The sequence below is a fragment of the Xanthomonas hortorum genome (assembly GCF_024339125.1).
GTDB lineage: Bacteria > Pseudomonadota > Gammaproteobacteria > Xanthomonadales > Xanthomonadaceae > Xanthomonas > Xanthomonas hortorum.
The window spans coordinates 139,573-164,169 of the sequence record NZ_CP101417.1 but is presented as its reverse complement, the minus strand read 5'-3'; the positions used below and the strand labels follow the sequence as shown (position 1 = coordinate 164,169).

Here is a 24,597-nt window from a genome sequence, read left to right as displayed (position 1 = left end):
CCTTCAGCCGGCCATGTGTTCCTCGGCGATCCAGGCGCGCAGGCGTCGCCGATGCGGCTCCGACATGGTCAGAAAGCGGAAACCGGCCCAGGCCTGTCCGGGGGCGTGCGCGGCTTCGGACCACAGCAGGTGCACGCCGACATCGATCTCGGTGGCGCGGCCTACGCGCTCGGGCAGGGTGAAGCGCAATTGATACAAGGCGTCGTCATGCAGCGGAACCGAAGCCAGCAGCAGCATGCCGGTTTCCGACACATTACCGACCCGGCCGATCTGCGCCTCGCTGAGCATGTCGGTGACCGGCACCAGATCGGTCGGTTGACGGCGCGGTGCGCGACGGGTGTCCTGGATCATGGGGCGACCTCTGCAGCAGGCGACTGGCCGGCAAGGTGACGTAACGTGCGCACGGTGGCATGCCAGGCGCGGTCGATCAGACGCGATTTTTCTTCGACCAGCAAGCGCGCCTGGCCGCCGGCCATCAGCCGCGCCAGACCATCCAGCGATTGCTCGCCGATCTTTTGCCCACGCTGATTGACGAATAGCGCGTTGTCGGTCATCGGGCTGTACCAGGACAGCCGTTGCCGACGCAGGTCGCCCTGCTGGTTGACCACGAATTCGAACCAGGTACCGAATGGCAGGCTGCGCAACTGCGTGTAGCACGCCTCTTCGGCCGGCGAGCGCGGTGTGGCGATGTCCTTGCGCGGGGCGTTGTCGCCCTGGTCGCCCAGCCGCGTGCGCGCCCTGAGTTTGGCGGTGAGTTCGGTGCGCGAGGTCATCTCGTCTTCGCCACCGGGCGTGGACAGGCGCCGCGCGATCGCCGCCGCTTCGTCCTGGTGATAGCCGATCTGCAGCAGTGCGGTTTGGACATCGCCACCGAGCGCGGTGTCGGTGGGCTGACCCTTGCTCAGACAGGTGACCTCGGCGATACGCGCCGTCAGCGCCTGGCGCTCATCCCATTCGGGCGATTGCTCGCCTTGCCGCAGCAGCGTGAGCGTGAGCACGTCCGACCACGCCTGGCGCAGCAGTGATTGCACGAAACGCGGTGGCGCGCTCTGCTCGCACAGATCTTCGATGCGCTCGGCGGCCTGTTGCTTGGCCGATTCCAGCCGCTCCTTGCCGCGTGCGGCATCCACATGGCGCCGCTCGGCGACCTCGGCCTTGCGCGCCAGTGCGCGTAGATGCGTCTGGATCTCGTCGTTGGCCGCAGCGAAGACGCTTTCGTCGCCGTGATAGTCGTTGACGATCTTGTCGACCGCAGTGCCCAGCTTGTGCAGCAACTGCGGGTCGACATCGTCCTCGCCCAGCCATACCGCACCGGACTCGGCCACGGTGTTGAGCAATTCGCGCACCGGATGCTGATCGCGCACGAAAAAATGCGTGTCGGCCAATGCCGCGCGCACGACCGGTACCTGCAACTTGGCAAGCAAGGTCTGCGCCGGGGTCTGCTCGCGCACTTCGCGTTGCATCTGCGCGTAGAGCAGGCCGAGCAGGTCGAAGGTGTCGGTGTCCTGCGGCGATAGCGCCGCGTCCGGGCCGTGCTGGGCGCGCAGCAGTTCCAGCACCTGCCGCTGCACCGCATCGATGCCGGCCGCTGCAGTCGATTGCACGGCTAACGCGCCTTGCAGGCTGGCCAGCGCGTCGCTGAGCGCGGCTTTGGGCACTGCCGTGGAAGCCAGCTGGGGAAATGCTCTTTCAGCTGTTGCCTGCGAGCCTGTTGCGGGCGCTGTGCCGTGATTGGCAGCGCCGTGATTCGATGCACTGTGAGGCGCAGATGGGCCTGTGTTGCCGGCCGCCTGCGACTGACGTGCCGACGACATCAGGCCGCCAAGCGCCTGCATTGCATCGCTCAATGCAGGTGTTGCCTGCTCACCGTATGTAGCCGCAGCTAATGTCATCGGAGAATCGGACGGATCCAGCAAGGCGCTCTGCCACGGTGTCGGTGCGGACTGCCCGCTCCAGCCGGTCGCCGGTTGCCCGCCACGCGGCGGCATCGCGCGCGCGTTGGTTGCCGCAGCATCCTGCGATGCAGTGGCCGATGCAGGCAGCGCACGCCGCGTCTGCACCTGCGTGGGCTTGACCAGATACGGGTGATAGATCAGCCCCGGCAGGATGCCTTCCTGTGCGAGGACGCTGTTGACACGCTCATACAGATCGTTCGAACGCTCGATCAGCTGACGCTCGAACACGCGGTACAGCGTGAGTTGCCCATCCAGGCTCAGCCCCAGCGTTTCGCCGCATTGGCGCAGCAGGCGGCACAGCGCGTACGGACCGAGCGGGACTTCTTCGAGTTCGAATTCGGCAACGACGCCGATCACCGCCAACCGTTGCGCCAGCAATTGCAGCGCATCGGCACGGCGCGAGGTTTCGCGGCGCGCGATCTCGCTGAGCACGATGTCGCGGTCGATATCGGTGTCTTCCACCAGTGTGAGCATCTGCGGATGCGCCGGCGCATCGGCCAGCGGTGTCAGCGACGGGCGCTCGCGCAGGTTGGCCAGATCCTGCGCCAGCTGCTGCAGAAAGGCTTGCGGAAACCGATCGATATGATCGCGCAGGCCACGCGTCTGCGCGTAGGTTTCGGCCTGGATCTGGCTGTTGCGCGCATGTTCGGCCTGATGCAGCAACTCGCGTTCCAGCTCGACGATGGTCAGTCGCAGCGGCCCGCTGAGCGCCTGCACGCAGAGCGCGTGCAGTGCCGCGAGCAGATGCCGGCCGCGCGCGGAAACCGGCGCATCGGCAATCGGGCCGCTGAGTGTGTGCTGCAGGGAAGAGGCGGGCGTGGACATCCGTGGAGGTGTGCTCGGTTCGAAGCGTGAGCTATGTAGCATGTTTTCCGCGTTGCCGCGCGACATTGGAGCGGCCAGGCGCGGCCATTGCTCGGTGCGATGGACCCCTCGAACACTCCAGACCTGCCGTGCCGGTCACGCGTGGATGACGGGCGCTCGCGAGGGTTTGCTGACCAGCGTCAGGTCAGGAATAACTCGACCACGTCGTTGGTGAAGCGGCGGCCCAGTTCGGTCGGTATCACGCGTCCGTCCTGCTCGGTCATCCAGCCCTGCGCGACCGCGCGCGCCAACGGCGCTGCGATCTCTGACGCCTCCAGACCGGTGGAGGCTTCGAAATCGCTCAGCCGGAAGCCTTCGTGCAGACGCAATACATTGAGCATGTATTCGAATGGCAGCCGCGCGCGCGGCACGACCTCATCGCCGCCGATCGACGCGGCGTTGCCGGCGCTGGCCAGATAGCTCTGCGGATGTTTGTGCTTCCACCGCCGCAGTACGTGCTGCTCGGCGCCGGAACTGATCTTGCCGTGCGCACCGGCGCCAATGCCCAGATAATCGCCAAAGCGCCAGTAATTGAGGTTGTGCGCACATTGCCGCCCGGGCTTGGCGTAGGCGCTCACTTCGTACTGCGCGTAGCCGGCCTCGGCCAGCAGACGCTGGCAATGTTCCTGGATATCCCAGGCCGCATCGTCGTCGGGGATGCCTTTGGGCGGCCGCGCGAAGAACACCGTGTTCGGCTCCAGCGTGAGCTGGTAATGCGACATGTGCGTAGGCTGCAACGCAAAGGCGCGCTCGAGATCGCGCTCGGCCTGCGCCAGCGTCTGCTCGGGCAGCGCGTACATCAGGTCGATATTGAAATTGTCGTAGCCGGCATCTTGCGCGAGTTTGATCGCGCGCTCGGCCTCGGCACTGTCGTGGATGCGACCGAGCCGCTGCAGCGCCACATCGTCGAAGGTCTGCACCCCGAAGCTCAGGCGGTTCACGCCGGCGGCGCGATAACCATCGAAGCGGCCATGCTCGGCGGTACCTGGATTGGTTTCCAGGGTGATCTCGAGATTTGGTGCAAAGCGCAGCCGCGCAGCCGCCGCTTGCAGAAATCTGTCGATGGCTTGGGGCGGAAACAAGCTCGGCGTGCCACCGCCGAAGAACACCGAATGCACCACGCGCCCCCACACCAGCGGCAAATCGTTATCCAGATCGCGGATCAACGCATCCACGTACTCCTCGAACGGCAGCACGCCCTTGGCCGCGTGCGAGTTGAAATCGCAGTAAGGGCATTTGCGCACGCACCAAGGCAGGTGCACGTACAGCGACAGCGGCGGTGGAATCAGGTCGGGCACTGCATCAGGCCATCGTTCACAACGACAGGGCGTGCAGCTTGTGCTGCAACGTAGCCAGCGCCACCGCACGGTGACTCAGCCGGTTCTTCAACGCAGTATCCATTTCCGCAGCGGTCAGGCCGTACACCGGGTCCAGAAACACCGGGTTGTAGCCGAAGCCGCCATCGCCGCGCGGTTCGGTGGTGATCACCCCTTCCCAGCTGCCTTCGGCGATCAGCGGTTGTGGATCTTCCGGGTGACGCAGCAGCACGATCACCGAATAAAACCGCGCGCTGCGGCGCTCGGCCGGTACATCGCGCATGGCCTCGATCAACTTGGCGTTGTTGGCCTGCGCATCGGTCGGGCTGCCGGCATAGCGCGCGCTGTACAAGCCGGGCGCGCCGCCAAGGGCATCGACGATCAGGCCGGAGTCGTCGGCCAGTGCCGGCAGACCGGTGACCGCGCTGGCATGACGCGCCTTGATCAAGGCGTTCTCGACGAAGGTCAGGCCGGTTTCCGGCACGTCTTCGACACCCAGTTCGCCCTGCGCCACGATGTGCAGCGGCAGGTCGCCGAGCATGGCGCGCAGTTCTTCCAGCTTGCCGGCGTTGCCGCTGGCCAGGACCAGTTGTTTCATTGCTTGGGCTCCAGCAGATCCCACTTGGTGCCGTACAGGTCGCGGAATACAGCGACCGTGCCGTACGGTTCCTCGCGCGGGGTTTCCAGAAATTTCACGCCAAACGTCTGCATGGCCGCGTGGTCGCGCCAGAAGTCGTCGGTGTAGAGAAAATGATCCACTCGCCCACCGGTCTGGTCGCCGATACGCGCCTGCTGCGCGGCGTCGGCCGGCTGCGCAAGCAGCAAGCCGGCGTCCTGCGCGCTGCCCGGGCCGATCACCACCCAACGCTTGCCGTCGCCAAGTGCGCGATCCTCCAGCACCTGGAAACCCAGCGCGCCGGTATACCAGGCAATCGCCGCGTCGTAGTCGGCAACCAGCAGCGTGGTCAGGGCGATGCGACGGCTCATCCGGCCAGCGCAGCGCGTTGCAGGGCGAACAATTCGCCCATGCCCTTTTCGGCCAGGGCGAGCAGTGCGTTGAGTTCGTCGCGGCGGAACGCGTGGCCTTCGGCGGTGCCCTGCAGCTCGATGAAGCCGCCACCATCGTTCATCACCACATTCATGTCGGTGTCGCAGTCGCTGTCTTCGGGGTAATCCAGATCCAGCACCGGCTCGCCGCGATAGATGCCCACCGACACCGCGGCCACCGCACCGATCAGCGGATGCTTCTTGATGTCGCCGCGCTTGAGCAGCAGGTTCACCGCATCGGCCAGCGCCACGTAAGCACCGGTGATCGCAGCGGTGCGGGTGCCGCCATCGGCCTGCAGCACGTCGCAGTCCAGGGTGATGGTGCGCTCGCCCAGTGCATTGCGGTCCACGCAGGCGCGCAATGCGCGGCCGATCAGACGCTGGATTTCCAGCGTGCGCCCGCCTTGCTTGCCACGCGCGGCTTCGCGATCGGAACGGGTGTGGGTGGAGCGCGGCAGCATGCCGTATTCGGCGGTCACCCAGCCTTCGCCCTTGCCGCGCAGGAATCCGGGGACGCGGTTTTCCACGCTGGCGGTGCACAGCACGCGCGTGTCGCCGAAGCTGACCAGCACCGAGCCTTCGGCGTGACGGGTGAAAGCGCGTTCGATGCGCACCGGGCGCAGCTGGTCGGCCGTGCGGCCGCTGGGACGGGAAAAGGTCATGCGATGAGTCCGGAAGTCGGGAGGTGGGTCTGGGTCAGCGCGTGGCGAGGCGGTCAGCCAGCGCGGGCGGCTAGGGTACCATTCGCGCTTTGAAGGCACGGGACTGACGATGATTCGAAGCATGACCGCGTTTGCTGGCGGCGAACGCATCACGCCCTGGGGCACGCTCGGTTGCGAGCTGCGCTCGGTCAACCACCGGTTTCTGGAAATAGGCGTGCGCCTGCCCGAAGAACTGCGTGCGCTGGAGCCGATGCTGCGCGAACGCGTGGCGGCAAAAAACAGCCGCGGCAAGCTGGATCTGGCACTGCGCCTGCGCGCGCCGGACAACGCGCAGACCCTGGCCGTCAACGAATCCCTGCTGCAGGAACTGGGCGCACTGGCCACGCGGCTCGACGGTGTGTTTCCCAAGTTGCAGGTCGGCTTTACCGATCTGTTGCAGCTACCCGGCGTCCTGCAGGTGCAGGACGTGGACGCACCGGCGTTGCAGGCGCAGGCCCTGGCATTGCTCGATGAGGTGGTGGACAGTTTCGTCGCTGCGCGCGAGCGCGAAGGCGGCAAGCTGGCCGAGGCGATCAGCGAGCGGGTGGATGCCATCGAACGCATCGCCGCCGAAGTGCGCACGCTGATTCCGGCCATTCGCGAAGGCCAGCGCGCCAAGCTCGCCGCACGCCTGGCCGATCTGCCGCATCCGGTGGACCCGGGGCGCGCCGAGCAGGAACTGGTGCTGTGGCTGCAGAAGCTGGACGTGGACGAGGAACTGGATCGCCTGTCCAGCCATATTTCCGAGATCCGCCGCGTGCTCAAGCAGCGCGAACCGGTCGGCCGTCGATTGGACTTCCTGCTGCAGGAATTCAACCGCGAAGCCAATACGCTCGGCTCCAAGTCGGTGGACAGCCGCACCTCAAATGCCGCGGTGGATCTGAAGGTGCTGATCGACCAGATCCGCGAGCAGGTGCAGAACATCGAATAGCCGTGAATAGGCAATCGGGAATGGGGAATCGTCAAAGCAGGTACGATTCCCCTCGGCCTGCTTGCTCCGCGCGGTGCCCCATTCCCTATTCTCGACTCCCTATTCCCTAAAAATGCGCGGCACCCTCTATATCGTTGCGGCTCCCTCCGGCGCCGGCAAGAGCAGCATCGTCAACGCCACCCTGGCGCGTGACCCCAAGATTGCCTTGTCGATCTCGTTCACCTCGCGCGCGCCGCGGCCCGGCGAGCGGCATGCCGAGCACTACCACTTCGTCTCCGCCGACGAGTTCCAGGGCATGATCGAAGCGGGCGACTTCTTCGAATACGCGTTGGTGCATGGCGACTGGAAGGGCACCGCGCGGCAGTCGGTGGAGCCGCAGCTGGCTGCCGGCCATGATGTGCTGCTGGAAATCGACTGGCAGGGCGCGCGCCAGGTGCGCCAGAAAGTGCCCGACGCGGTCAGCGTGTTCATCCTGCCGCCCTCGCGCCAGGCGCTGGACGAGCGCATGCGCAAGCGCGGCCAGGACAGTGAAGACGTGATGGCGCAGCGCCTGGCCGCCGCACGCGAAGAGATGCTGCACTTCGAAGAATTCGATTACGTCATCATCAACGAGACCTTCGAGACGGCGGTGTCGGAGATGTGCGCGATCTTCACCGCCAGCCGGCTGCGTCGGCAGGCGCAGCAGCAGCGGCATGCCGGCCTGATCCAGGCGCTGCTTGACTGAGTTCTGGTGTGGTGGGGGAGCGGCGGTCCTCAGGTGTCACGGTGCGACGACGCCGTAGCTGAAGATCGGCATTCTGCCCGCATGTCGCCGCGGCTTGCGTGAAACGGCCGGCCAGGCCTGCGTGGCTGTTCTGCGCACCAGGACGGCGCTGCGTCTCGATCGATTTGCTCCAAGTGGCTGATTCCAAAGCAAACTGAATGACTGCCGGTTGCCCGCCCAGCGGCCCCGGCGTACACTCCGCCCCCTTTCCCTCATTCGATGCGCGGCCGTTGCTGGTCGCCGGGAGCCCGCATGGCCCGCATTACCGTAGAAGATTGCCTGGAAGTCGTGAACAACCGTTTTGAGCTGGTCATGATGGCCTCCAAGCGCGCCCGTCAGCTCGCCAACGGCGTGCAGCCGTTGATCGAAAACGCAGACGCCAGCGACAAGCCCACTGTGATGGCGCTGCGCGAGATCGCCGCACGCCGGATCGACAACGCGCTGATCGATGAAGTCGAGAAGGCCGAACGCGAGCGCGCCGAGCGCGAAGCGCTGGAATGGGCCGCCGCCGAAGTGGTCGCCGACGAAGACATGTCCAAGAACGACGATTGATTGCTGGCATCGCTGCGATCGATCCGAACAGCCCGCCTTGTGCGGGCTGTTTTCGTTTGCGGGCCGCTTTCGCGCGCGTAGTGCGCAAACGTTTGCCGTGACTGCGCCGCTGGCATAGTCTTCCGCCATGAACCCAGGCCCCACTGCCCAGGCGACCGTCGTGACGTCCTCGTCTCCCGACCCGGCCATCCCCGATTACGTCCTGCACCTCGAACGCGCTGCCAGCTACCTTCCCAAGGAGCAGCTGCCGATCCTGCGCCGTGCCTGGGAAGTAGGGGCCACCGCGCATGCCGGCCAGACCCGCAAGTCGGGCGAGCCTTACATCACCCATCCGGTCGCCGTGGCCGGCGTACTCGCCGAACTCGGCCTGGACATGGAATCACTGATCGCCGCGATCCTGCACGACACCATCGAAGACACCCCGCTGACCCGCGAAGAGCTGGCCTCCGAGTTCGGCGAAGCGGTGGCCGAGCTGGTCGATGGCGTCACCAAGCTGGACAAGCTCAAGTTCCGCGACCGCCAGGAAGCGGCGGCGGAAAGTTTCCGCAAGATGCTGTTGGCGATGTCGCGCGACTTGCGTGTGATCATGATCAAGCTGGCCGACCGCCTGCACAACATGCGCACGCTGGGCGCGCAGAGTAGCGAGGCGCGCAGCCGCATCGCGCGCGAAACGCTGGAAATCTATGCGCCCATCGCACAGCGCCTGGGCATGAGCCTGATCAAGTCCGAGTTGCAGAACCTGGGCTTCCGCGCACTGTATCCATGGCGTCACGCCATCATCGAAAAGCACATCCGCAGCCAGCCGGTGGTGCGGCGCGAATCGATGGCGCAGGTGGAAGTGCAGCTGTCGCAGCGGCTGGCCAAGGAAGGGCTGGAGCATCGGCTGGTCAGTCGCATCAAGACGCCCTGGAGCATCTATTCGAAGATGCACGAAGAGAACAAATCCTTCGACCAGGTGATGGATGTATTCGGCTTCCGTCTGGTGGTGCGTTCAGTGGCCGATTGCTATCACGCCCTCGGCGCGGTGCATGCCACGTTCAAGCCGCTGGACGGGCGCTTTCGCGATTTCATCGCCATCCCGAAGGCCAACGGCTACCAGTCGCTGCACACCGTGTTGTTCGGCCCCTACGGCTCGCCGATCGAAGTACAGATACGCACCGAAGAGATGGACCTGATCGCCGAACGCGGGGTGGCCGCGCACTGGACCTACAAGGTCGGTTCCACCTCGCCCAACAGCGCGCAGAGCCGTGCGCACGACTGGATCGTGGAGCTGATCGATTCGCAGCGCGCCGCCGGTTCGTCGCTGGAGTTTCTGGACAACGTCAAGGTCGATCTGTTCCCGGACGAGGTCTATCTGTTTACGCCCAAGGGCAAGATCCTGGCGTTGCCGCGCAATTCCACCGCGCTGGATTTTGCCTACGCGGTGCATACCGACGTGGGCAATCGCGCGGTCGCCTCGCGCGTGGACAAGAAGCTGGTGCCCTTGCGCACGAAGCTGGTCAGCGGGCAGGCGGTGGAAATCATCACCGCGCGCTCGGCCACGCCCAAACCGCAGTGGCTGGAATTTGTGGTCAGCAGCAAGGCGCGCACCGCGATCCGCCACCAGCTCAAGCAACTCGAACACGAAGATGCCGTGCAGCTCGGTCACCGCATGCTCGACCGCGCGCTGGAAGCGATGGACAGCTCGCTGGAACGGCTGCCCAAGGGCCGCCTGGACGCCTTCCTCAGCGAGCACCGCTATCCGCGCCTGGAAGCCTTGCTGGCCGACGTGGCGCTGGGCAATTGGATGCCCAACCAGGCCGCGCAGGCCTTGATGGCCTATGCCGAACTGCGCGGTGGCGGTCACTCGAAGCATTCGCACGAAAAGATCCTGATCGACGGCAGCGAGCGTGGCGTTATCAGCTTTGCCAACTGTTGTCAGCCGATTCCCGGCGACGAAATCATGGGCTACCACACCGCCGGCAAGGGCATCGTGGTGCACCGGCTGGATTGCACCAACCTGGCCGAACTGCGCAAATCGCCCGAACGCTGGGTGCCGATCGATTGGGATTCGGGCGTCACCGGCGATTACGACACCGCCTTGGTGGTCGAGGTGGAAAACCGCACCGGCGTGCTGGCGCAGCTTGCCGCGGCGATTGCGCAGAGCCAGTCCAACATCGAGCGTGTGGATTACCTGGACCGCGATTTCAATGCAGCGGTGCTGCGTTTCAACATCCAGGTCCGCGACCGCCGCCATCTGGCCGAAGTGATGCGCCGGTTGCGGCGCTTGCATGTGGTGCAAAGCGTGGGTCGTCAGTAAAACGCGCGCAACAGTCGAGCAAATCCGCACAAACGCCTAAACTGCTGCACACACCTTTGCAGCGGAGTTTCCATGTCCCAGATCATCCATACCGACCAGGCGCCTGCCGCCATTGGCCCGTATTCGCAGGCCGTGCGTGCCGGCAACACGGTGTATTTCTCCGGGCAGATCCCGCTGGATCCGGCCACCGGCGAGATCGTGCCGGGCGACATCGGTGCGCAAGCACGTCGCTGCTTCGACAACCTCAAGGCGGTGGCCGAAGCAGCCGGCGGCTCGCTCGACAAGATCGTGCGCCTGGGCCTGTACCTGACCGATCTCGGCCAGTTCGCCGCCGTCAACGCGGTGATGCAGGAGTATTTCCAGGCGCCGTTCCCCGCGCGTTCCACCATCGAAGTCTCCGGTCTGCCCAAGGGCGCCGGTTTCGAAGTCGATGCGGTGATGGTGCTCGAGTGATCCAGTTCGACTGATCCGATTCGATCTGCCGTGCCACGCGCGCTCACCGTCACGCCGAGCCTGGCCGTTGCAGGCCAGGCGTCGCTGTCCAGCTTGCCCGGGGTCGGCCCGAAAGTGGCCGAGAAGTTCGCTGCGCGTGGCATTTTTACCTTGCAGGATCTGTGGCTGCATCTGCCGCTGCGGTACGAAGACCGCACGCGGCTGACCACGATCGCGCAGTTGCAGGGTGGCGTGCCGGCGCAGATCGAAGGCCGCGTCGATGCGATGGAGCGCGGCTTCCGCTTCCGGCCGGTGCTGCGGGTAGCGGTGTCGGACGACTCGCACGGCACTTTGGTGCTGCGCTTCTTCCACTTCCGCGCGGCCCAGGTGGCGCAGTTCGCGCCGGGCACGCGGGTGCGGGTGTTCGGCACGCCCAAACCGGGGCAGAACGGTTGGGAAATCGTGCACCCCAGTTACCGTGTGCTGGCGGAGGGCGAAGACGCCGGGCTGGGCGATAGCCTGGATCCGGTCTATCCGGTATTGGAGGGCGTTGGGCCGGCCACGCTGCGCAAGCTCATCGGCCAGGCGTTGGAGCGGTTGCCGCCGGAGGCCGCGCTGGAATTGCTGCCGCCGCATTGGCTGCAGGACGAACAACTGCCCTCCTTACGCGAGGCGCTGCTGACCATGCATCGCCCGCCGGTCAACACCGACCCGCAGCAACTGCTCGCGGGCGGCCATCCGGCCCAGCAACGCCTGGCGATCGAGGAACTGTTGGCGCATCAACTCAGCCTGCGCCGCCAACGCATCGCCTTGCAGCGCTTTCATGCGCCCAGGCTGCCCGGCAATGGCAACCTCGTGCAGCAACTGCGCGCGGCATTGCCGTTCCAGCTCACCGGCGCGCAGCAGCGCGTGTTCGAGCAGATTGCGCGCGATCTTGCCAAGCCATCGCCGATGCTACGGCTGGTGCAGGGCGATGTCGGCAGCGGTAAAACCGTGGTCGCCGCGTTGGCGGCGATGCTGGCGGTGGAGCAGGGCAAGCAGGTGGCGCTGGCCGCGCCGACCGAACTGCTGGCCGAGCAGCACCTCACCAACCTGCGTGGCTGGCTGGAACCGCTGGGCGTGCGCATCGTCTGGCTGGCCGGCAAGGTCACCGGCAAGGCGCGTGCTGCGGCGATGGCCGAGGTGGCCTCCGGCCAGGCGCAGGTCGTCGTCGGCACGCATGCATTGATGCAGGAGGCGGTGGTCTTTCACGACCTCGCGCTGGCCATCATCGACGAGCAGCACCGCTTCGGTGTGCATCAGCGGCTTGCCCTGCGCGACAAGGGTGCGGCTGCCGGCAGCGTGCCGCATCAATTGGTGATGACCGCCACCCCGATCCCGCGCACCCTGGCGATGTCGACCTATGCGGATCTGGATGTTTCGGCTATCGACGAACTGCCACCGGGGCGCACGCCGGTGCAGACGATTGTCTTGAGCGCAGAACGTCGCCCGGACCTGGTAGAGCGCATCCGCGCCGCCTGCGCCGAAGGGCGTCAGGCGTACTGGGTGTGCACCTTGATCGAAGAAAGCGAAGAGCCCGGCAAAGGCGCGCCGCCTGGCCCGCCAAGGATCGAAGCGCAGGCCGCAGAAGTCACCTTTGAAGCGCTATCGGCACAGTTGCCGGGCGTGCGCGTGGCGCTGGTGCACGGCCGCATGAAGCCGGCCGAAAAACAAAAAGCCATGCTGGATTTCAAGCAGGGCCACACCGATCTGCTGGTCGCCACCACTGTGATCGAAGTGGGTGTGGACGTCCCCAACGCCTCGCTGATGATCATCGAGAACGCCGAGCGCCTGGGTCTTGCCCAGTTGCATCAGTTGCGTGGCCGGGTCGGGCGCGGTGCGGCCGCGTCCAGTTGCGTGCTGCTGTATCAGGCGCCGTTGTCGATGATGGCGCGCCAGCGTCTGGAAACCATGCGCCAGACCAACGACGGCTTCGTGATCGCCGAAAAGGATCTGGAGTTGCGTGGCCCGGGCGAATTGCTGGGTACCCGGCAGACCGGCCTGGCGAGTTTTCGCATTGCCGATCTGGCCCGCGATGCCGGGTTGCTGCCGCGCGTGCAGGTGCTCGCCGAACGCTTGCTGGCCGAAGCGCCTGAGATCGCCGATCGTGTCGTCGCGCGTTGGATCGGCAGTGCGGTGCGTTACGCAGCTGCGTGAGCGGCGGGGATTGGGCATTCGTAACGCCAGGTCGCTGCGATCTGGGTGTGTAACGGATTCGCGTGCCTCGCCGATCCTTGCGAAGATGCGGCAACGAATCCCGAATGACCAATCCCGAATCCCATGACAAAGAAGATACCGCTGCTGATCGACACCGACCCGGGCGTGGACGACGCGCTGGCGCTGCTGATGGCGTTCAACGACACGCGTCATGAGGTGGTCGGCCTGACCATCGCCGCCGGCAACGTGGGCCTGGAGCACACCGTGCGCAACGCCTTGAAGGTCTGCGAGATTGCGGGCCGCGACGATGTGCCGGTCTACGCGGGCTGCCCGCAGCCGCTGTTGCATCCTTCAGTGGATGCGGCGCATGTGCATGGCATCGATGGCTTTGGCGATGTCGGCCTGGCGCCGGCCAGGCGCACCGCCGAGGCCGAGCATGCCGCGCTGGCCATCCTGCGCCTGTCGCATGAGCACGCGGGCAAGCTGTTGCTGGTCGCGCTCGGCCCGCTGACCAATCTTGCCCTGGCACTCACCCTGGATCCGACCCTGCCGCAGCGCGTGGCGCGGCTGGTGGTAATGGGCGGGGCGCTGACCGGGCACGGCAATATCACCGTGGCGGCCGAATTCAATATCGGCTTCGACCCGGATGCGGCGCATATCGTGTTCCGCGGTTTTCCACAGTTCGACGTCGCCGACTGGGAGGCCACCATCGCGCACGGCCTGCTGCATCGCGATGTCGAGCAATGGCTGGCGACGGACTCTGCACGCGCGAAGTTCTACGAGGAAATCTCGCGCAAGACCCGGCTGTGGTCCGAAGACAGACGTGGCGAGCACTGGTACGCCGCCGATGCGCTGGCGATGGCCTTCGCGCTGCATCCAGAGGGCGCGCAGCGGCTGGAGCGGCGGCCGGTCCATATCGAGCTAACTGGCACCCACACCCGTGGCATGACCGTGGTGGACTGGAATCGCCGAGATGGCGCGCCCGACAACGCAAACCTGCTGCTGGACTACGACCGCCAGCGGTTCTATGGCCTGGTCGAGGCGGCGTTGGCAGCGGGTTAGGACGCAGCTTGCGCTGGGCAAAGGTAGATCGCTATAATGATCGGCTTATCCAGGCAGCCCGGCGCCAAGTCCATGAAAGATAACGTTCATCCCAGCTACAACGACGTCGTCTTCCACGACGTGACGTCCGATTTCAAGATTCTGACCCGTTCCACCATGAGCTCGAAAGAGACCGTGAAGTGGGAAGACGGCCAGGACTATCCGCTGATCAAGGTGGATATCTCCTCGGCATCGCACCCGTTCTATACCGGCAAGCACAAGGTGATCGACACCGGCGGCCGTATCGACAAGTTCCAGAAGCGCTACGCGCGCTGAACTTGCAGGACGGGCTGTACCGGCAACGGCCGCGCATTGCGCGGCCGTTGTTTTTTGCGCGGTGACAACTTCGTTTTTACGCCCCGGACGGGTGCGTCTACGACTTCTGTCCAAGCGACGGCCAAAATGTTGCTGTGCGATAATGACGTGATCCGGGGCGATGCCCTGGACTTCCATCACGTGCCTGCCCATTTGGTGACAGGCGCCTTCCACTGAAGGAGCGTACACAGTGTCCGATCTTGATCAGGTCACGCTCAACGCCGGCGACAAGTCGGTTGTTCTGCCGGTACTCAAGCCCACGCTTGGCAATGATTGCGTCGATATTTCAAAGCTGACCAAAGAAACCGGTCTGTTCACTTACGACTCGGGCTTCACCGCCACCGCCAGCTGCAAGTCGGCCATCACCTACATCGATGGCGACAACGGCGTGTTGTTGTATCGCGGCTACCCGATCGAACAGTTGGCCGAGAAGTCCAGCTTCCTGGAAGTCTCGTATCTGCTGATGAACGGCGAACTGCCGACGGCGGATGAGTTCCAGAAGTTCGACCACGAAGTCACGCATCACACGATGATGCACGAGTCGCTGAAGAACTTCCTCGGTGGCTTCCGCCACGACGCGCACCCGATGGCCATGCTGGCCGGTTCGGTCGCCTCGCTGTCGGCGTTCTATCACGACACCCTGGACCTCAACGATCCGGAGCAGCGCCGTCAGGCTGCCATCCGTCTGATCGCCAAGGTGCCGACGTTGGCTGCTGCTGCGTATCGCTATTCGATCGGCTGGCCGATCCGCTACCCGCGCAACAACCTCAACTACGTCGATCGCTTCCTGCACATGATGTTCGAAGTGCCGAGCGAGCCGCTGGAGATCAATCCGGTGGTCGCCAAGGCGCTGGATCTGCTGTTCATCCTGCATGCCGATCACGAGCAGAACGCCTCGACCTCGACCGTGCGTCTGGTCGGTTCGACCGGTGCCAATCCGTATGCCTCGGTCGCTGCCGGTATCACCGCGCTGTGGGGCCCGGCACATGGCGGCGCCAACGAAGCCGTGCTGAAGATGCTGGAAGAGATCGGCACCGCCGACAACGTCGAGTCCGCCGTGGCCAAGGCCAAGGACAAGAACTCCTCGTTCCGTCTGATGGGCTTCGGTCACCGCGTCTATAAGAACTTCGACCCGCGCGCCAAGATCATCCGCGAGATGACCCACAAGGTGCTGGGCGAGCTGGGCGTCAACGACCCGCTGCTGGAAGTGGCGCTGAAGCTGGAAGAAGCCGCGCTGAAGGACGACTACTTCGTGCAGCGCAAGCTGTACCCGAACGTCGACTTCTACTCGGGCCTGATCTACAAGGCGCTGAATATCCCGGTGGAAATGTTCACCGTGATGTTCGCCATCGCACGCACCGCCGGCTGGGTGTCGCATTGGCTGGAGCAGCAGGTCGATCCGGAAATGAAGATCGGCCGTCCGCGCCAGATCTACACCGGCTACGACAAGCGCGAGTATAAGGACGCCGGCCAGCGCTAAGCGCTTGCGGTTGTCTGCTTGAACCAGCGCCCCGCATTGCGGGGCGTTTGCTTTGATGGGTGGGGCGTTGCGGTCGGTCGCCGATCGTTACGGCGAGCTGCGGTCAGCGCAGCTGTTGCAAAGAGTCGCGACCGTCCTCGTCGGCCAGCAGCTGACGTACTTGAGCGGCCGATGCGCGCGGCATCGGTTTTTCGTCCAGCTGGGATAGCGGTGCCTGGCGCAGCGCGTCGTAGGGCAGCACGGTCAGGTCGAAAGTCAGATCCTCGGCACTGAATAACCACACCGGAAACTCGCCATTGCGTTCGCGATCCAGGCGCAGCCGGCGCGTACGTAATTCGGCCGGGATGCGGTGTTCTTCGAGAAACCGCTGCACTGCGTCGGCATCGTCGCTGTGCAGCTGCAATTGCACTGGCGCGTTGGCGTCGGCGGTGCCATCGAGCACCGGGCCGGTCAGTCGCGGCTGGAACGGGCCGAGAAACTCCAGTGCACGCAATGCGGCTTCGCGCCGCTGGCGTAGTCGCACGCCATGCGCGGGGCCGGCAAACAGGCGTTGATATTCGCGCAATGCGTCTTCGATCTCGCGGTTGCGTGGCAGCGATGCATCGTCATGGATGCCCAATCGGCTGGCCGCCTTGAGCTTGGCTTGATGAAAATCGCGGATGCCGCCTTCGGCCATCAGCCGGGCTGCTTCGTGCGCCAATCGATGGCGACGCTCTCGGGTTCGCGTATCGGCGTGCTCGCGCGCGTGGTGCATGACCGGGCTCCCCTAATGAACCTGGTCGACTCTACAACAGCCGCATGACGGCGTGGCGAATGCGGCCTGTCTTCCCTTGAAGGGAAATCACGCAACGGTGATTGCCCAGTGCCCTCTACTGCGACTGGAGGCAGTCGATGCCGCTAAGCCGATTGGGGAACCGAACTGGCGATGCCGTTGCGATTCCCCAATCCCCAATCCCGGCACTCAAAAAATATCGAACGCCTTCTCGTCCTGCTGTTCCTGCAGGCCGTAGTCGTAATCCTGCAGACGGTCCAGATCTTCGTTCTTCACCCACTCCACCGCGCCATTGATGGTGGCCTGGGTCATGCCGTCGGGCGGGTCATTGGCGGCGATCGGCTTGTCCTTCAATGCCACGCGCATGTAGTCGATCCAGATCGGCAGTGCGGCCTTGCCGCCATACTCGCGATAGCCGAGCGAGCGGAAATCGTCGCGACCCACCCATACCGTAGTGGCGTAGGGGCCGCCGAAACCGGAGAACCAGGCGTCGCGGTGATCGTTGGTCGAGCCGGTCTTGCCGCCCACGTCCTCGCGCCCCAGCACCTTGGCCGCGGTGCCGGTGCCGCGCTGGACCACGTCGCGCATCATCGAGACCAACTGATACGCAGTGCGCTCGTCGATGGCGCGCGGCGCGATCTTGGTTTCGGCAACGGCTGCCGGGGTGGTCTCCGCTGGTGTGGCCGGCGCTGCGGTAGCCGGTTCGATCGACTTGGGCAACGCAGGCGCGCCGAAGTTGAAGCCGTCCACCACCTGGCTGACCGGTGCGGCGGTGCCGCCCTGCGTCGCGCAGGTGCGGCAGGCCACGGCCGGCACTTCCTTGAAGATGACGTTGCCATCGCGGTCCTTGACCTCGTCCACGATCCAGGTCTCCACCCGTGAGCCGCCATTGGCGAACACCGCATAGCCACGCGCGACCGACAGCGGAGTCAGCGACGCGGTGCCCAGCGACATCGACAGGTTGGGCGGCAGCTCCGCTTCCTGGAAGCCGAACTGGCTGATGTACTTGCGTGCGAAATCGACGCTGATTGCGTCCAACAGCCGCACCGAGACCAGATTGCGCGATTGCACCAATGCCTCGCGCAGGCGCATCGGGCCGCGGAAACCGCCGCCGTCGTTCTGCGGCGACCAGGTCTTGCCGCGGCGGTCGCGGAACACCACCGGCGCATCGAGCACGATCGAGGCCGGATTGAAGCCCTTCTCGAACGCGGCCGCATACACGAACGGCTTGAAGCTCGAGCCCGGCTGGCGACGCGCCTGGGTGGCGCGATTGAACTTGTTGCCGGCAAAGCTGAAGCCGCCGACCAGTGCGCGCAGGGCGCCGCTGTTGGCGTCCAGCGATACCAGCGCGGCCTGGCCGCGTGGCAACTGGTCGATGATCCACTCGCCGTCTTTTTCGCCGGCGCGGATGCGGGTCAGGTCGCCGCGCGTCAGCAGCTTGGCCGGCGTCTTGTTGGTCCAGCGGCTGGCGCTGGCCGGTAGGGTCAACTCGGTCTTGTCGCTCTGTACCACGGTCACGCCGCCGTCGGCGTTGGTGCGCGCCACGATCACCGCGCGCAGGCCGCCCTGGGTGAACACGCCCGACAGATGCTTGGCCAGGGCCGGCGCATCGGCATCGGCGGCCACATCGAAATGCTGCTCCACGCCGTGCCAGCCATGCCGGTGGTCGTACAGGCGCAGGCCTTCCGCGATCGCCGCATCGGCGCCGGTCTGCAGCGTCGCGTCGATGGTGGTGGTAACGTGGTAGCCCTTGTTGAGCACGTCGCCGCCGTACTTGGCGATCATTTCCTGGCGCACCAGCTCGGCCACATAAGGCGCATAGACCTCGACCGGCGGCTCGTGCGGCTTGGCGTGCATCGGTACCGCCTTGGCGGCGTCGGCTTCGGCCTGAGTGACAAAGCCCAGCTCGGCCATGCGTTGCAACACATAGTAATCGCGCCGTTCCTGCGCACGCTCCGGGTTGCTGATCGGGTTGCCGCTGGACGGGAACTTGGGGATACCGGCCAGCGAAGCCATCTCATCCAGGCTCAACTCGCTCATCTTCTTGCCGTAGTAGTACTCGGCCGCGGCACCCACGCCGTAGGCGCGGTTGCCGAAGAAGCTCTTGTTGAGATACAGCTCGAAGATTTCGTCCTTGCTCAGTTCACTCTCGATTTTGCGCGCCAGCAGGATCTCGGCGAGCTTGCGGGTGTAGCTGTACTCGGAACTGAGGAAGAACTGGCGCGCCACCTGCTGGGTGATCGTCGAACCACCCGGCACGCGCTTGGCGTCGGTGGTGGCCAGCAGCCAGACCGCACGGCCGATGCCTTTGTAGTCCACACCTCCGTGCTGGTAGAAGCGCGCATCCTCGGTCGCCAAAAAGGCCTGCTTGAGGCGCAGCGGCACGTCCTTCATCTGGATCGGGTAGCGCCGGGTCTCGCCATACACGGCCATCAGGCGGCCGTCGCTGGCATAGACGTACATCGGCTCCTGCAGCTCGACCTGCTTGAGCGACTGCACGTCCGGCAACTTCGAGGAAATGGCGTAATACAGGCCGCCGGCAGCAATAGCGCCAAGCAGTGCGAGCACGACGAGCGTGGCCAGGATCCAGCCCAACCAACGGCGAATACGGGGCATGTAAGAGAGATTCCGATTGCAGATTTCTTGGTCACAGAGTATAGATGACGCCGGGTTTGGCTGGGGCCGAACTCTGGGGATCGCAGAAGATAGCGCTGGGGATCACGTCGCGGGGCCATTGCTTTGCGCGTGAAGGGCTTGTCAACTGTTAAAATTTGATTATTAATACGCGGGCGCAGACATGCGTCCAAGTGCCCGTCGGCAGGGGAGTTTCCGTGGGGCTTCTACCCAAGAGTCAATCGCCACTGATTGGTGTCGATATCAGTTCCACTGCGGTCAAGCTCTTGCAGCTGTCGCGTAGCGGGAATCGTTTTCGCGTGGATCATTACGCGGTGGAACCGTTGCCGCCGAACGCGGTTGTGGAAAAGAACATCGTCGAAGTGGAGGCGGTGGGCGAAGCCATTCGCCGCGCCATCAATCGTTCCGGCAGCAAGGCCAGGAACGCGGCTGCGGCCGTGGCCGGGTCGGCGGTGATCACCAAGCTGATCCCGATGCCGGCCGATCTGGACGACAGCGATATGGAAGCCCAGGTCGAACTCGAGGCCACCAATTACATTCCGTACCCGATCGAGGAAGTGAATCTCGATTTCGAAGTGCTTGGCCCGATGCCCAACAGCCCGGACATGGTCCAGGTGCTGCTGGCTGCCTCGCGTTCGGAGAATGTGGAACTGCGCCAGTCCGCGCTGGAACTCGGTGGCCTGGTTGCCAAGGTGATGGACGTGGAGGCCTTTGCGGTCGAAAACGCATTTGCCCTGGTCGCCAGCGAGCTACCGGTGGCCGCCGATGCAGTGGTTGCGCTGGTGGACATCGGCGCGACCATGACCACGCTGAGCGTGCTGCGTTCCGGTCGCAGTCTGTATAGCCGCGAGCAGGTGTTTGGCGGCAAGCAGCTCACCGATGAAGTGATGCGCCGTTACGGCCTGACCTATGAAGAAGCCGGCCTGGCCAAGCGTCAGGGCGGGTTGCCGGAGAGCTACGAGGTCGAAGTGCTGGAGCCGTTCAAAGAGGCGACGGTGCAGCAGATCAGCCGCCTGTTGCAGTTCTTCTACGCGGGCAGCGAATTCAATCGCGTCGACTGCATCGTGCTGGCCGGCGGTTGCGCCGCGCTGTCGCGCCTGCCGGAGATGGTGGAAGAGCAGCTCGGCGTGACCACCGTGGTCGCTAACCCGCTTGCACAGATGACGCTCGGCCCGAAGGTTCAGGCCCATGCGCTGGCGCTGGATGCGCCTGCATTGATGATTGCCACCGGCCTGGCCCTGAGGAGCTTTGACTGATGGCAAGAATCAATCTATTGCCCTGGCGCGCCGAGCGCCGGAAGGCGCGTGAGCGTGAGTTCTATTCGATGCTCGGCTTTGCAGCGCTTGCTGGCGTGCTGCTGTCCGGACTGATCTGGTTCTATTACGACGCGCAGATCAGTGGCCAGACCGAACGTAATGCGTTCCTGACCACCGAGATCGACAAGGTCAAGGCGCAGAACGAAGAGATCAAGGAACTCGACAAGAAGAAGGACCGCCTGCTTGCGCGCAAGAAGGTCATCGAGGAGCTGCAGGCCAATCGCTCGCAGATGGTGCATCTGTTCGATTCGCTGGTGCGCACCATTCCAGATGGCGTAGCGCTGACCAACATCAAGCAGGACGGCGACATCCTGACCCTGGAAGGCCGCTCGCAATCCAATGCGCGCGTCAGTGCCTACATGCGCAACCTGGAAGGCTCGGGCTGGATGACCAATCCTGATCTATCGATCATCGAGGCCAAGAGCCAGGACAAGGCCGGGCAACCTGCGGGATCGTCGATGGAAACCAAGGCGCTGCCGTACGTGTTCACGCTCAAGGTCAAGTTGGCCAATCCGAACGAGGCCGACAAGAACGGCACCGCGCCCGCGGTGGTGGATCCGGCCGCGCCGGGTGCGACGCCTACTGGTACCGCGCCTGCTGCTCCTGCAGCGGCGCCTGCGCCTGCAACGCCGCCGAGCGCACCTGCGGCAGCACCGCAGCCAGCGCCGGCGCCCGCCAATCGGCCGCAGCAGGGGGCAGCGTCATGAGCAAGAAATCCTTCAAGCTCAGCGATCTGGACTTCAACAACATCGGCGGTTGGCCGCAGCAGGCACGCATCGTGTTCTGCGTGGTGGTTGGTCTGTTCATTCTGGTGCTGGCCTGGTTCCTGTTGATCAGCGGCAAGCGCGATGAACTCGAAGGCCTGGAAGGCACCGAAACGCAGCTGCGCACCGAGTTCGAGACCCAGCAGGGTCGCGCGGTGAATCTGGAGCCGCTCAAGCAGCAGCTCGCGCAGATGGAACAGGTGCTGCAGCAGATGCTGCGTCAGCTGCCCAGCAAGACCGAGATGCCGGATCTGATCATCGACATCTCGCAGACCGCGTTGTCCAGCGGCCTGTCCAACGAGCTGTTCCAGCCTGGTCCGGAATCGCCGAAGGAGTTTTACGCCGAGAAGCCGATCGCGCTGCGCATGGTGGGCAGTTACCACCAGTTCGGTGCCTTCGTCAGCGGTGTCGCCTCACTGCCGCGCGTGGTGATCCTGACCATGCACGACATCAACCTCAAGCCGAAGGACCCCAAGGCTGGTATCACCCCGCGCGGGGCGCTGGAACTTTCCGGTACGGTCAAGACCTATCGTTATCTGGACGATGAGGAAATGGCAGAGCAGGAGAAGGCTGCGGCCGACGCTGCGAAGAAGGGCGGCCAATGACCATGAAACTGCTCAAGATCCTGTCCTGCGTGGCGTTAACTGCTGTATTGCCGGCGTGCACGCGCGGTGTGACCAGCACACCGGGCGATGCGCCGAATCTGGAAGCCTGGGTCGCCGAGGTGCGCGCACGTCCGGCGCCGCCGTTGGAGCCATTGCCGGTGATGCAGCAGTTCGAGACATTCGAATATGCCGCGCAGGTGATGCGCGACCCATTCAGCGATGCCTGGGTCACTGCGGAAGGCAGCAACGGTACGCGTCCGGATCCGAACCGGCGCAAGGAACCGTTGGAAGCCTATCCGCTCGACGCTCTCGACATGGTGGGGACCATTGGCGGTGGGTCGGGCTTGATCGCGCTGGTGATGGCGCCTGACAAGGTGACTTACCGGGTGCGGCCGGGTGTGTATCTGGGACAGAGCGATGGCCGGGTGACCGGGGTCTACGAAGACCGCATCGAGCTGATTGAACTTGTGCCGGACGGTGCGGGTGGATGGCTTGAACGGCCGGCCGCACTCGCATTGGATGATCAATAAAGTGATAGGGGATAGCACGATGATGTTTTCCAATGCCCGGCGGCTGCGTCTGGTTCGACGCCATGCGATGTTCCAGGCCTGCGCGTTGGGGTTCGCGCTGGCAGTGGCGAGCGGCAGCGCGTTCGCAGCGGCGGCGCTGAAGCAGCCTGCGCAGGATCCGGCCAAGGTCGCTCCGGCGAGCCTGGCGGTGTCCAAGATCGATTTCAAACGTGGCGAGGATGGTTCTGGCCGCCTGATCCTGCAGTTCGACGGCCAGGGCGCCAGCCCGGATCTGCGCACGCAGGGCGACAGCGTGCTGGTCGACATCAGCAACGCCCGGTTGCCTGCCGAACTGCAGCGCCCGCTCAACGTCACCGACTTCGCAACGCCGGTGCAGCGCGTCGAAGTGAAGCCGTCCGGTTCCGGTTCGCAGCTGGTGCTGTCGACCAAGGGTGCGTTCGATTCGCTGGCCTATCAGACCGGCAACGAATACGTGGTCGAGATCACCCCGCGCAAAGGCCAGCCGGCGGTTGGTGGCGTGAGTCCCGCAGCGGTCACCCAGGCAGCAGCGCAGATCGCTGCGCGCGGCTACAGCGGCCGCCCGGTGACGTTCAACTTCCAGGACGTGCCGGTGCGCACCGTGCTGCAGCTGATCGCCGAGGAATCCAACCTCAATATCGTCGCCTCCGACACGGTGCAGGGCAATGTCACGCTGCGCCTGATGAACGTGCCGTGGGACCAGGCGCTGGATATCGTGCTGCGGGCCAAGGGCCTGGACAAGCGCCGCGACGGCGGCGTGGTGTGGGTCGCCCCGCAGCCGGAGCTGGCCAAGTTCGAGCAGGACAAAGAAGACGCCCGCATTGCGATCGAGAATCGCGAAGAACTAATCACCGATTATGTGCAGATCAATTACCACAATGCGTCGTTGATCTTTAAGGCGCTGACGGAGGCCAAGGGGATTGGTGGCGGTAGTGGTGGGCAGGGTGGTGGTGGACAAGGCCAGCAGGACAACGGCTTCCTGTCGCCGCGCGGTCGTCTGGTTGCCGACGAACGTACCAACACCTTGATGATCAGCGATGTACCGAAGAAGGTCGCGCAGATGCGCGAGCTGATTTCGCACATTGATCGCCCGGTGGATCAGGTGCTGATCGAGGGCCGTATCGTCATTGCCACCGATACGTTTGCACGTGACTTGGGCGCCAGATTCGGACTAGGTGGCACGCATACTTACGGCGATAATGTTGCAACTGTTGGCAGTAATGTCAGCGGTGGTGGGGCTTCTGCAGGACGTGGTCTGAACGTCAATTTGCCAACGGGCGCTTTCACAAGCGGAGCCAATGCCCCTAGCCTTGCTTACACGCTACTCGGCTCGAACTTCAATCTGGACCTTGAATTGTCCGCCTTGCAACAAGAGGGACGTGGCGAAGTCATCTCGAATCCTCGAATTGTCACATCCAATCAACGCGAAGGTGTCATCAAGCAAGGTCGCGAAATTGGTTATGTCACGGTTACAGGTGGCACTGCAGGTCAGGTAGCAACGCCTAACGTCCAGTTCAAAGAGGTGCTTCTGGAGCTGAAGGTAACGCCTACCATCACCAACGACAATCGCGTCTTTCTTAACATGAATGTCAAGAAAGACGAGGTTGATCAATTAATTGAACTTCCAAACTACGGTACGGTTCCGTCGATCAATCGTCGCGAGATCAACACTGCTGTACTGGTGGATGACGGCCAAACTGTTGTGATTGGTGGCGTCTACGAGTTCACCGACCGTTCCAGCGTGAACAAGGTTCCTTTTTTGGGTGACGTGCCCTTTCTCGGCAATCTCTTCAAGAGCCGCGGTCGTAGCAAAAGCAAAGCCGAACTGCTGATCTTCATCACACCGAAGGTGCTACGTGTGGCGTCAGCGGTGCGCTGATATTACGCGTAGCCAATGCCACGTACAAAAAAGTCAGGCATGTCATGTGCCTGGCTTTTTCTTTGCCCCGCTGCGCAGGCTGGTACAAACTCGGGCATTGGCTGAACTTCCTGATGCCCCTCATTGA

The 24,597-nt window shown here is 64.2% G+C and carries 22 protein-coding genes; 14 read left to right on the top strand and 8 right to left on the bottom strand.

Annotation, left to right across the window (positions count from 1 at the left end; translation table 11 throughout):
- Positions 1-3: 3 nt before the first annotated feature.
- The 6 genes from NMB96_RS00690 to rph form a co-directional block, all read right to left on the bottom strand.
- Entirely contained in the window at positions 4-351 is a 348-nt protein-coding gene (locus NMB96_RS00690; RefSeq protein ID WP_006451372.1) for a PilZ domain-containing protein, read from the bottom strand.
- Complete coding sequence (locus NMB96_RS00685; protein WP_255085918.1) at positions 348-2,780, bottom strand: DUF1631 domain-containing protein; 2,433 nt, start codon at positions 2,778-2,780, stop codon at positions 348-350. Before NMB96_RS00685 ends, NMB96_RS00690 begins: the two co-directional genes overlap by 4 nt.
- A 179-nt stretch (positions 2,781-2,959) precedes the next feature.
- Positions 2,960-4,117 (bottom strand): radical SAM family heme chaperone HemW, encoded by a 1,158-nt coding sequence (hemW, locus tag NMB96_RS00680; protein WP_023902567.1) that lies wholly within the window; start codon positions 4,115-4,117, stop codon positions 2,960-2,962.
- 16 nt (positions 4,118-4,133) lie between these two features.
- Complete coding sequence (rdgB, locus tag NMB96_RS00675) at positions 4,134-4,733, bottom strand: RdgB/HAM1 family non-canonical purine NTP pyrophosphatase (protein ID WP_255085917.1); 600 nt, start codon at positions 4,731-4,733, stop codon at positions 4,134-4,136.
- Positions 4,730-5,122, bottom strand: a complete 393-nt coding sequence (locus NMB96_RS00670) for a VOC family protein (protein ID WP_023902569.1) — start codon at positions 5,120-5,122, stop codon at positions 4,730-4,732. Before NMB96_RS00670 ends, rdgB begins: the two co-directional genes overlap by 4 nt.
- Positions 5,119-5,844, bottom strand: a complete 726-nt coding sequence (rph, locus tag NMB96_RS00665) for a ribonuclease PH (protein ID WP_005996762.1) — start codon at positions 5,842-5,844, stop codon at positions 5,119-5,121. The genes NMB96_RS00670 and rph overlap by 4 nt, the downstream gene beginning before the upstream one ends.
- A 109-nt stretch (positions 5,845-5,953) precedes the next feature.
- On the opposite strand from rph, the gene NMB96_RS00660 reads away from it, so the two are divergent.
- The 9 genes from NMB96_RS00660 (at position 5,954) to NMB96_RS00620 (ending at position 15,952) form a co-directional block, all read left to right on the top strand.
- Positions 5,954-6,814: a YicC/YloC family endoribonuclease gene (locus NMB96_RS00660; RefSeq protein ID WP_168958750.1), complete on the top strand. Its 861-nt coding sequence runs from the start codon at positions 5,954-5,956 to the stop codon at positions 6,812-6,814.
- A 112-nt stretch (positions 6,815-6,926) separates the two neighbouring features.
- Positions 6,927-7,538: a guanylate kinase gene (gene gmk, locus NMB96_RS00655; RefSeq protein WP_043888920.1), complete on the top strand. Its 612-nt coding sequence runs from the start codon at positions 6,927-6,929 to the stop codon at positions 7,536-7,538.
- A gap of 291 nt (positions 7,539-7,829) precedes the next feature.
- The gene (rpoZ, locus tag NMB96_RS00650; RefSeq protein WP_002812428.1) at positions 7,830-8,129 is read left to right on the top strand and encodes a DNA-directed RNA polymerase subunit omega; all 300 of its coding nucleotides are present in this window, start codon (positions 7,830-7,832) and stop codon (positions 8,127-8,129) included.
- Between the two features lie 127 nt (positions 8,130-8,256).
- A complete protein-coding gene (locus NMB96_RS00645; protein WP_006451365.1) occupies positions 8,257-10,428 on the top strand; it encodes a RelA/SpoT family protein in 2,172 nt (723 codons plus the stop codon).
- A 72-nt stretch (positions 10,429-10,500) separates the two neighbouring features.
- Positions 10,501-10,881, top strand: a complete 381-nt coding sequence (locus NMB96_RS00640) for a RidA family protein (RefSeq protein WP_006451364.1) — start codon at positions 10,501-10,503, stop codon at positions 10,879-10,881.
- A 30-nt stretch (positions 10,882-10,911) separates the two neighbouring features.
- Positions 10,912-13,056 (top strand): ATP-dependent DNA helicase RecG, encoded by a 2,145-nt coding sequence (gene recG, locus NMB96_RS00635; RefSeq protein ID WP_176339179.1) that lies wholly within the window; start codon positions 10,912-10,914, stop codon positions 13,054-13,056.
- A 123-nt stretch (positions 13,057-13,179) separates the two neighbouring features.
- Positions 13,180-14,118, top strand: coding sequence for a nucleoside hydrolase (locus NMB96_RS00630; protein ID WP_023902575.1), 939 nt, complete (start codon positions 13,180-13,182; stop codon positions 14,116-14,118).
- Positions 14,119-14,190: 72 nt separating this feature from the next.
- On the top strand, positions 14,191-14,433 hold the full coding sequence (locus tag NMB96_RS00625; protein WP_043889669.1) for a type B 50S ribosomal protein L31: 243 nt from the start codon (positions 14,191-14,193) through the stop codon (positions 14,431-14,433).
- A 229-nt stretch (positions 14,434-14,662) separates the two neighbouring features.
- Positions 14,663-15,952: a citrate synthase gene (locus NMB96_RS00620; protein WP_023902577.1), complete on the top strand. Its 1,290-nt coding sequence runs from the start codon at positions 14,663-14,665 to the stop codon at positions 15,950-15,952.
- A gap of 103 nt (positions 15,953-16,055) precedes the next feature.
- On the opposite strand, the gene NMB96_RS00615 is transcribed toward NMB96_RS00620, so the two are convergent.
- On the bottom strand, positions 16,056-16,706 hold the full coding sequence (locus NMB96_RS00615; RefSeq protein WP_023902578.1) for a hypothetical protein: 651 nt from the start codon (positions 16,704-16,706) through the stop codon (positions 16,056-16,058).
- A gap of 207 nt (positions 16,707-16,913) precedes the next feature.
- Positions 16,914-19,340: a penicillin-binding protein 1A gene (locus tag NMB96_RS00610; RefSeq protein WP_074058177.1), complete on the bottom strand. Its 2,427-nt coding sequence runs from the start codon at positions 19,338-19,340 to the stop codon at positions 16,914-16,916.
- Between the two features lie 215 nt (positions 19,341-19,555).
- Between NMB96_RS00610 and NMB96_RS00605 the strand changes: the two genes are divergently transcribed.
- Genes NMB96_RS00605 through NMB96_RS00585 form a run of 5 tightly spaced genes read left to right on the top strand, consistent with a single transcriptional unit; the run spans position 19,556 to position 24,470 of the window.
- Positions 19,556-20,614 (top strand): pilus assembly protein PilM, encoded by a 1,059-nt coding sequence (locus NMB96_RS00605; RefSeq protein ID WP_043888921.1) that lies wholly within the window; start codon positions 19,556-19,558, stop codon positions 20,612-20,614.
- A complete protein-coding gene (locus NMB96_RS00600) occupies positions 20,614-21,381 on the top strand; it encodes a PilN domain-containing protein (RefSeq protein WP_023902581.1) in 768 nt (255 codons plus the stop codon). Before NMB96_RS00605 ends, NMB96_RS00600 begins: the two co-directional genes overlap by 1 nt.
- Entirely contained in the window at positions 21,378-22,043 is a 666-nt protein-coding gene (locus NMB96_RS00595; RefSeq protein WP_006451354.1) for a type IV pilus inner membrane component PilO, read from the top strand. The genes NMB96_RS00600 and NMB96_RS00595 overlap by 4 nt, the downstream gene beginning before the upstream one ends.
- Positions 22,040-22,573: a pilus assembly protein PilP gene (locus tag NMB96_RS00590; protein ID WP_023902582.1), complete on the top strand. Its 534-nt coding sequence runs from the start codon at positions 22,040-22,042 to the stop codon at positions 22,571-22,573. The genes NMB96_RS00595 and NMB96_RS00590 overlap by 4 nt, the downstream gene beginning before the upstream one ends.
- Positions 22,574-22,592: 19 nt before the next feature.
- On the top strand, positions 22,593-24,470 hold the full coding sequence (locus tag NMB96_RS00585; protein ID WP_043888922.1) for a type IV pilus secretin PilQ: 1,878 nt from the start codon (positions 22,593-22,595) through the stop codon (positions 24,468-24,470).
- Positions 24,471-24,597 lie beyond the last annotated feature (127 nt).

Coding starts and splice junctions, on each gene's coding strand:
- NMB96_RS00690 (WP_006451372.1), bottom strand. CDS start 351: ATGATCCAGGACACCCGTCGCGCACCGCGCCGTCAACCGACCGATCTG.
- NMB96_RS00685 (WP_255085918.1), bottom strand. CDS start 2,780: ATGTCCACGCCCGCCTCTTCCCTGCAGCACACACTCAGCGGCCCGATT.
- rdgB (WP_255085917.1), bottom strand. CDS start 4,733: ATGAAACAACTGGTCCTGGCCAGCGGCAACGCCGGCAAGCTGGAAGAA.
- NMB96_RS00670 (WP_023902569.1), bottom strand. CDS start 5,122: ATGAGCCGTCGCATCGCCCTGACCACGCTGCTGGTTGCCGACTACGAC.
- rph (WP_005996762.1), bottom strand. CDS start 5,844: ATGACCTTTTCCCGTCCCAGCGGCCGCACGGCCGACCAGCTGCGCCCG.
- NMB96_RS00660 (WP_168958750.1), top strand. CDS start 5,954: ATGATTCGAAGCATGACCGCGTTTGCTGGCGGCGAACGCATCACGCCC.
- gmk (WP_043888920.1), top strand. CDS start 6,927: ATGCGCGGCACCCTCTATATCGTTGCGGCTCCCTCCGGCGCCGGCAAG.
- rpoZ (WP_002812428.1), top strand. CDS start 7,830: ATGGCCCGCATTACCGTAGAAGATTGCCTGGAAGTCGTGAACAACCGT.
- NMB96_RS00645 (WP_006451365.1), top strand. CDS start 8,257: ATGAACCCAGGCCCCACTGCCCAGGCGACCGTCGTGACGTCCTCGTCT.
- NMB96_RS00640 (WP_006451364.1), top strand. CDS start 10,501: ATGTCCCAGATCATCCATACCGACCAGGCGCCTGCCGCCATTGGCCCG.
- NMB96_RS00630 (WP_023902575.1), top strand. CDS start 13,180: ATGACAAAGAAGATACCGCTGCTGATCGACACCGACCCGGGCGTGGAC.
- NMB96_RS00625 (WP_043889669.1), top strand. CDS start 14,191: ATGAAAGATAACGTTCATCCCAGCTACAACGACGTCGTCTTCCACGAC.
- NMB96_RS00615 (WP_023902578.1), bottom strand. CDS start 16,706: ATGCACCACGCGCGCGAGCACGCCGATACGCGAACCCGAGAGCGTCGC.
- NMB96_RS00610 (WP_074058177.1), bottom strand. CDS start 19,340: ATGCCCCGTATTCGCCGTTGGTTGGGCTGGATCCTGGCCACGCTCGTC.
- NMB96_RS00600 (WP_023902581.1), top strand. CDS start 20,614: ATGGCAAGAATCAATCTATTGCCCTGGCGCGCCGAGCGCCGGAAGGCG.
- NMB96_RS00595 (WP_006451354.1), top strand. CDS start 21,378: ATGAGCAAGAAATCCTTCAAGCTCAGCGATCTGGACTTCAACAACATC.
- NMB96_RS00590 (WP_023902582.1), top strand. CDS start 22,040: ATGACCATGAAACTGCTCAAGATCCTGTCCTGCGTGGCGTTAACTGCT.
- NMB96_RS00585 (WP_043888922.1), top strand. CDS start 22,593: ATGATGTTTTCCAATGCCCGGCGGCTGCGTCTGGTTCGACGCCATGCG.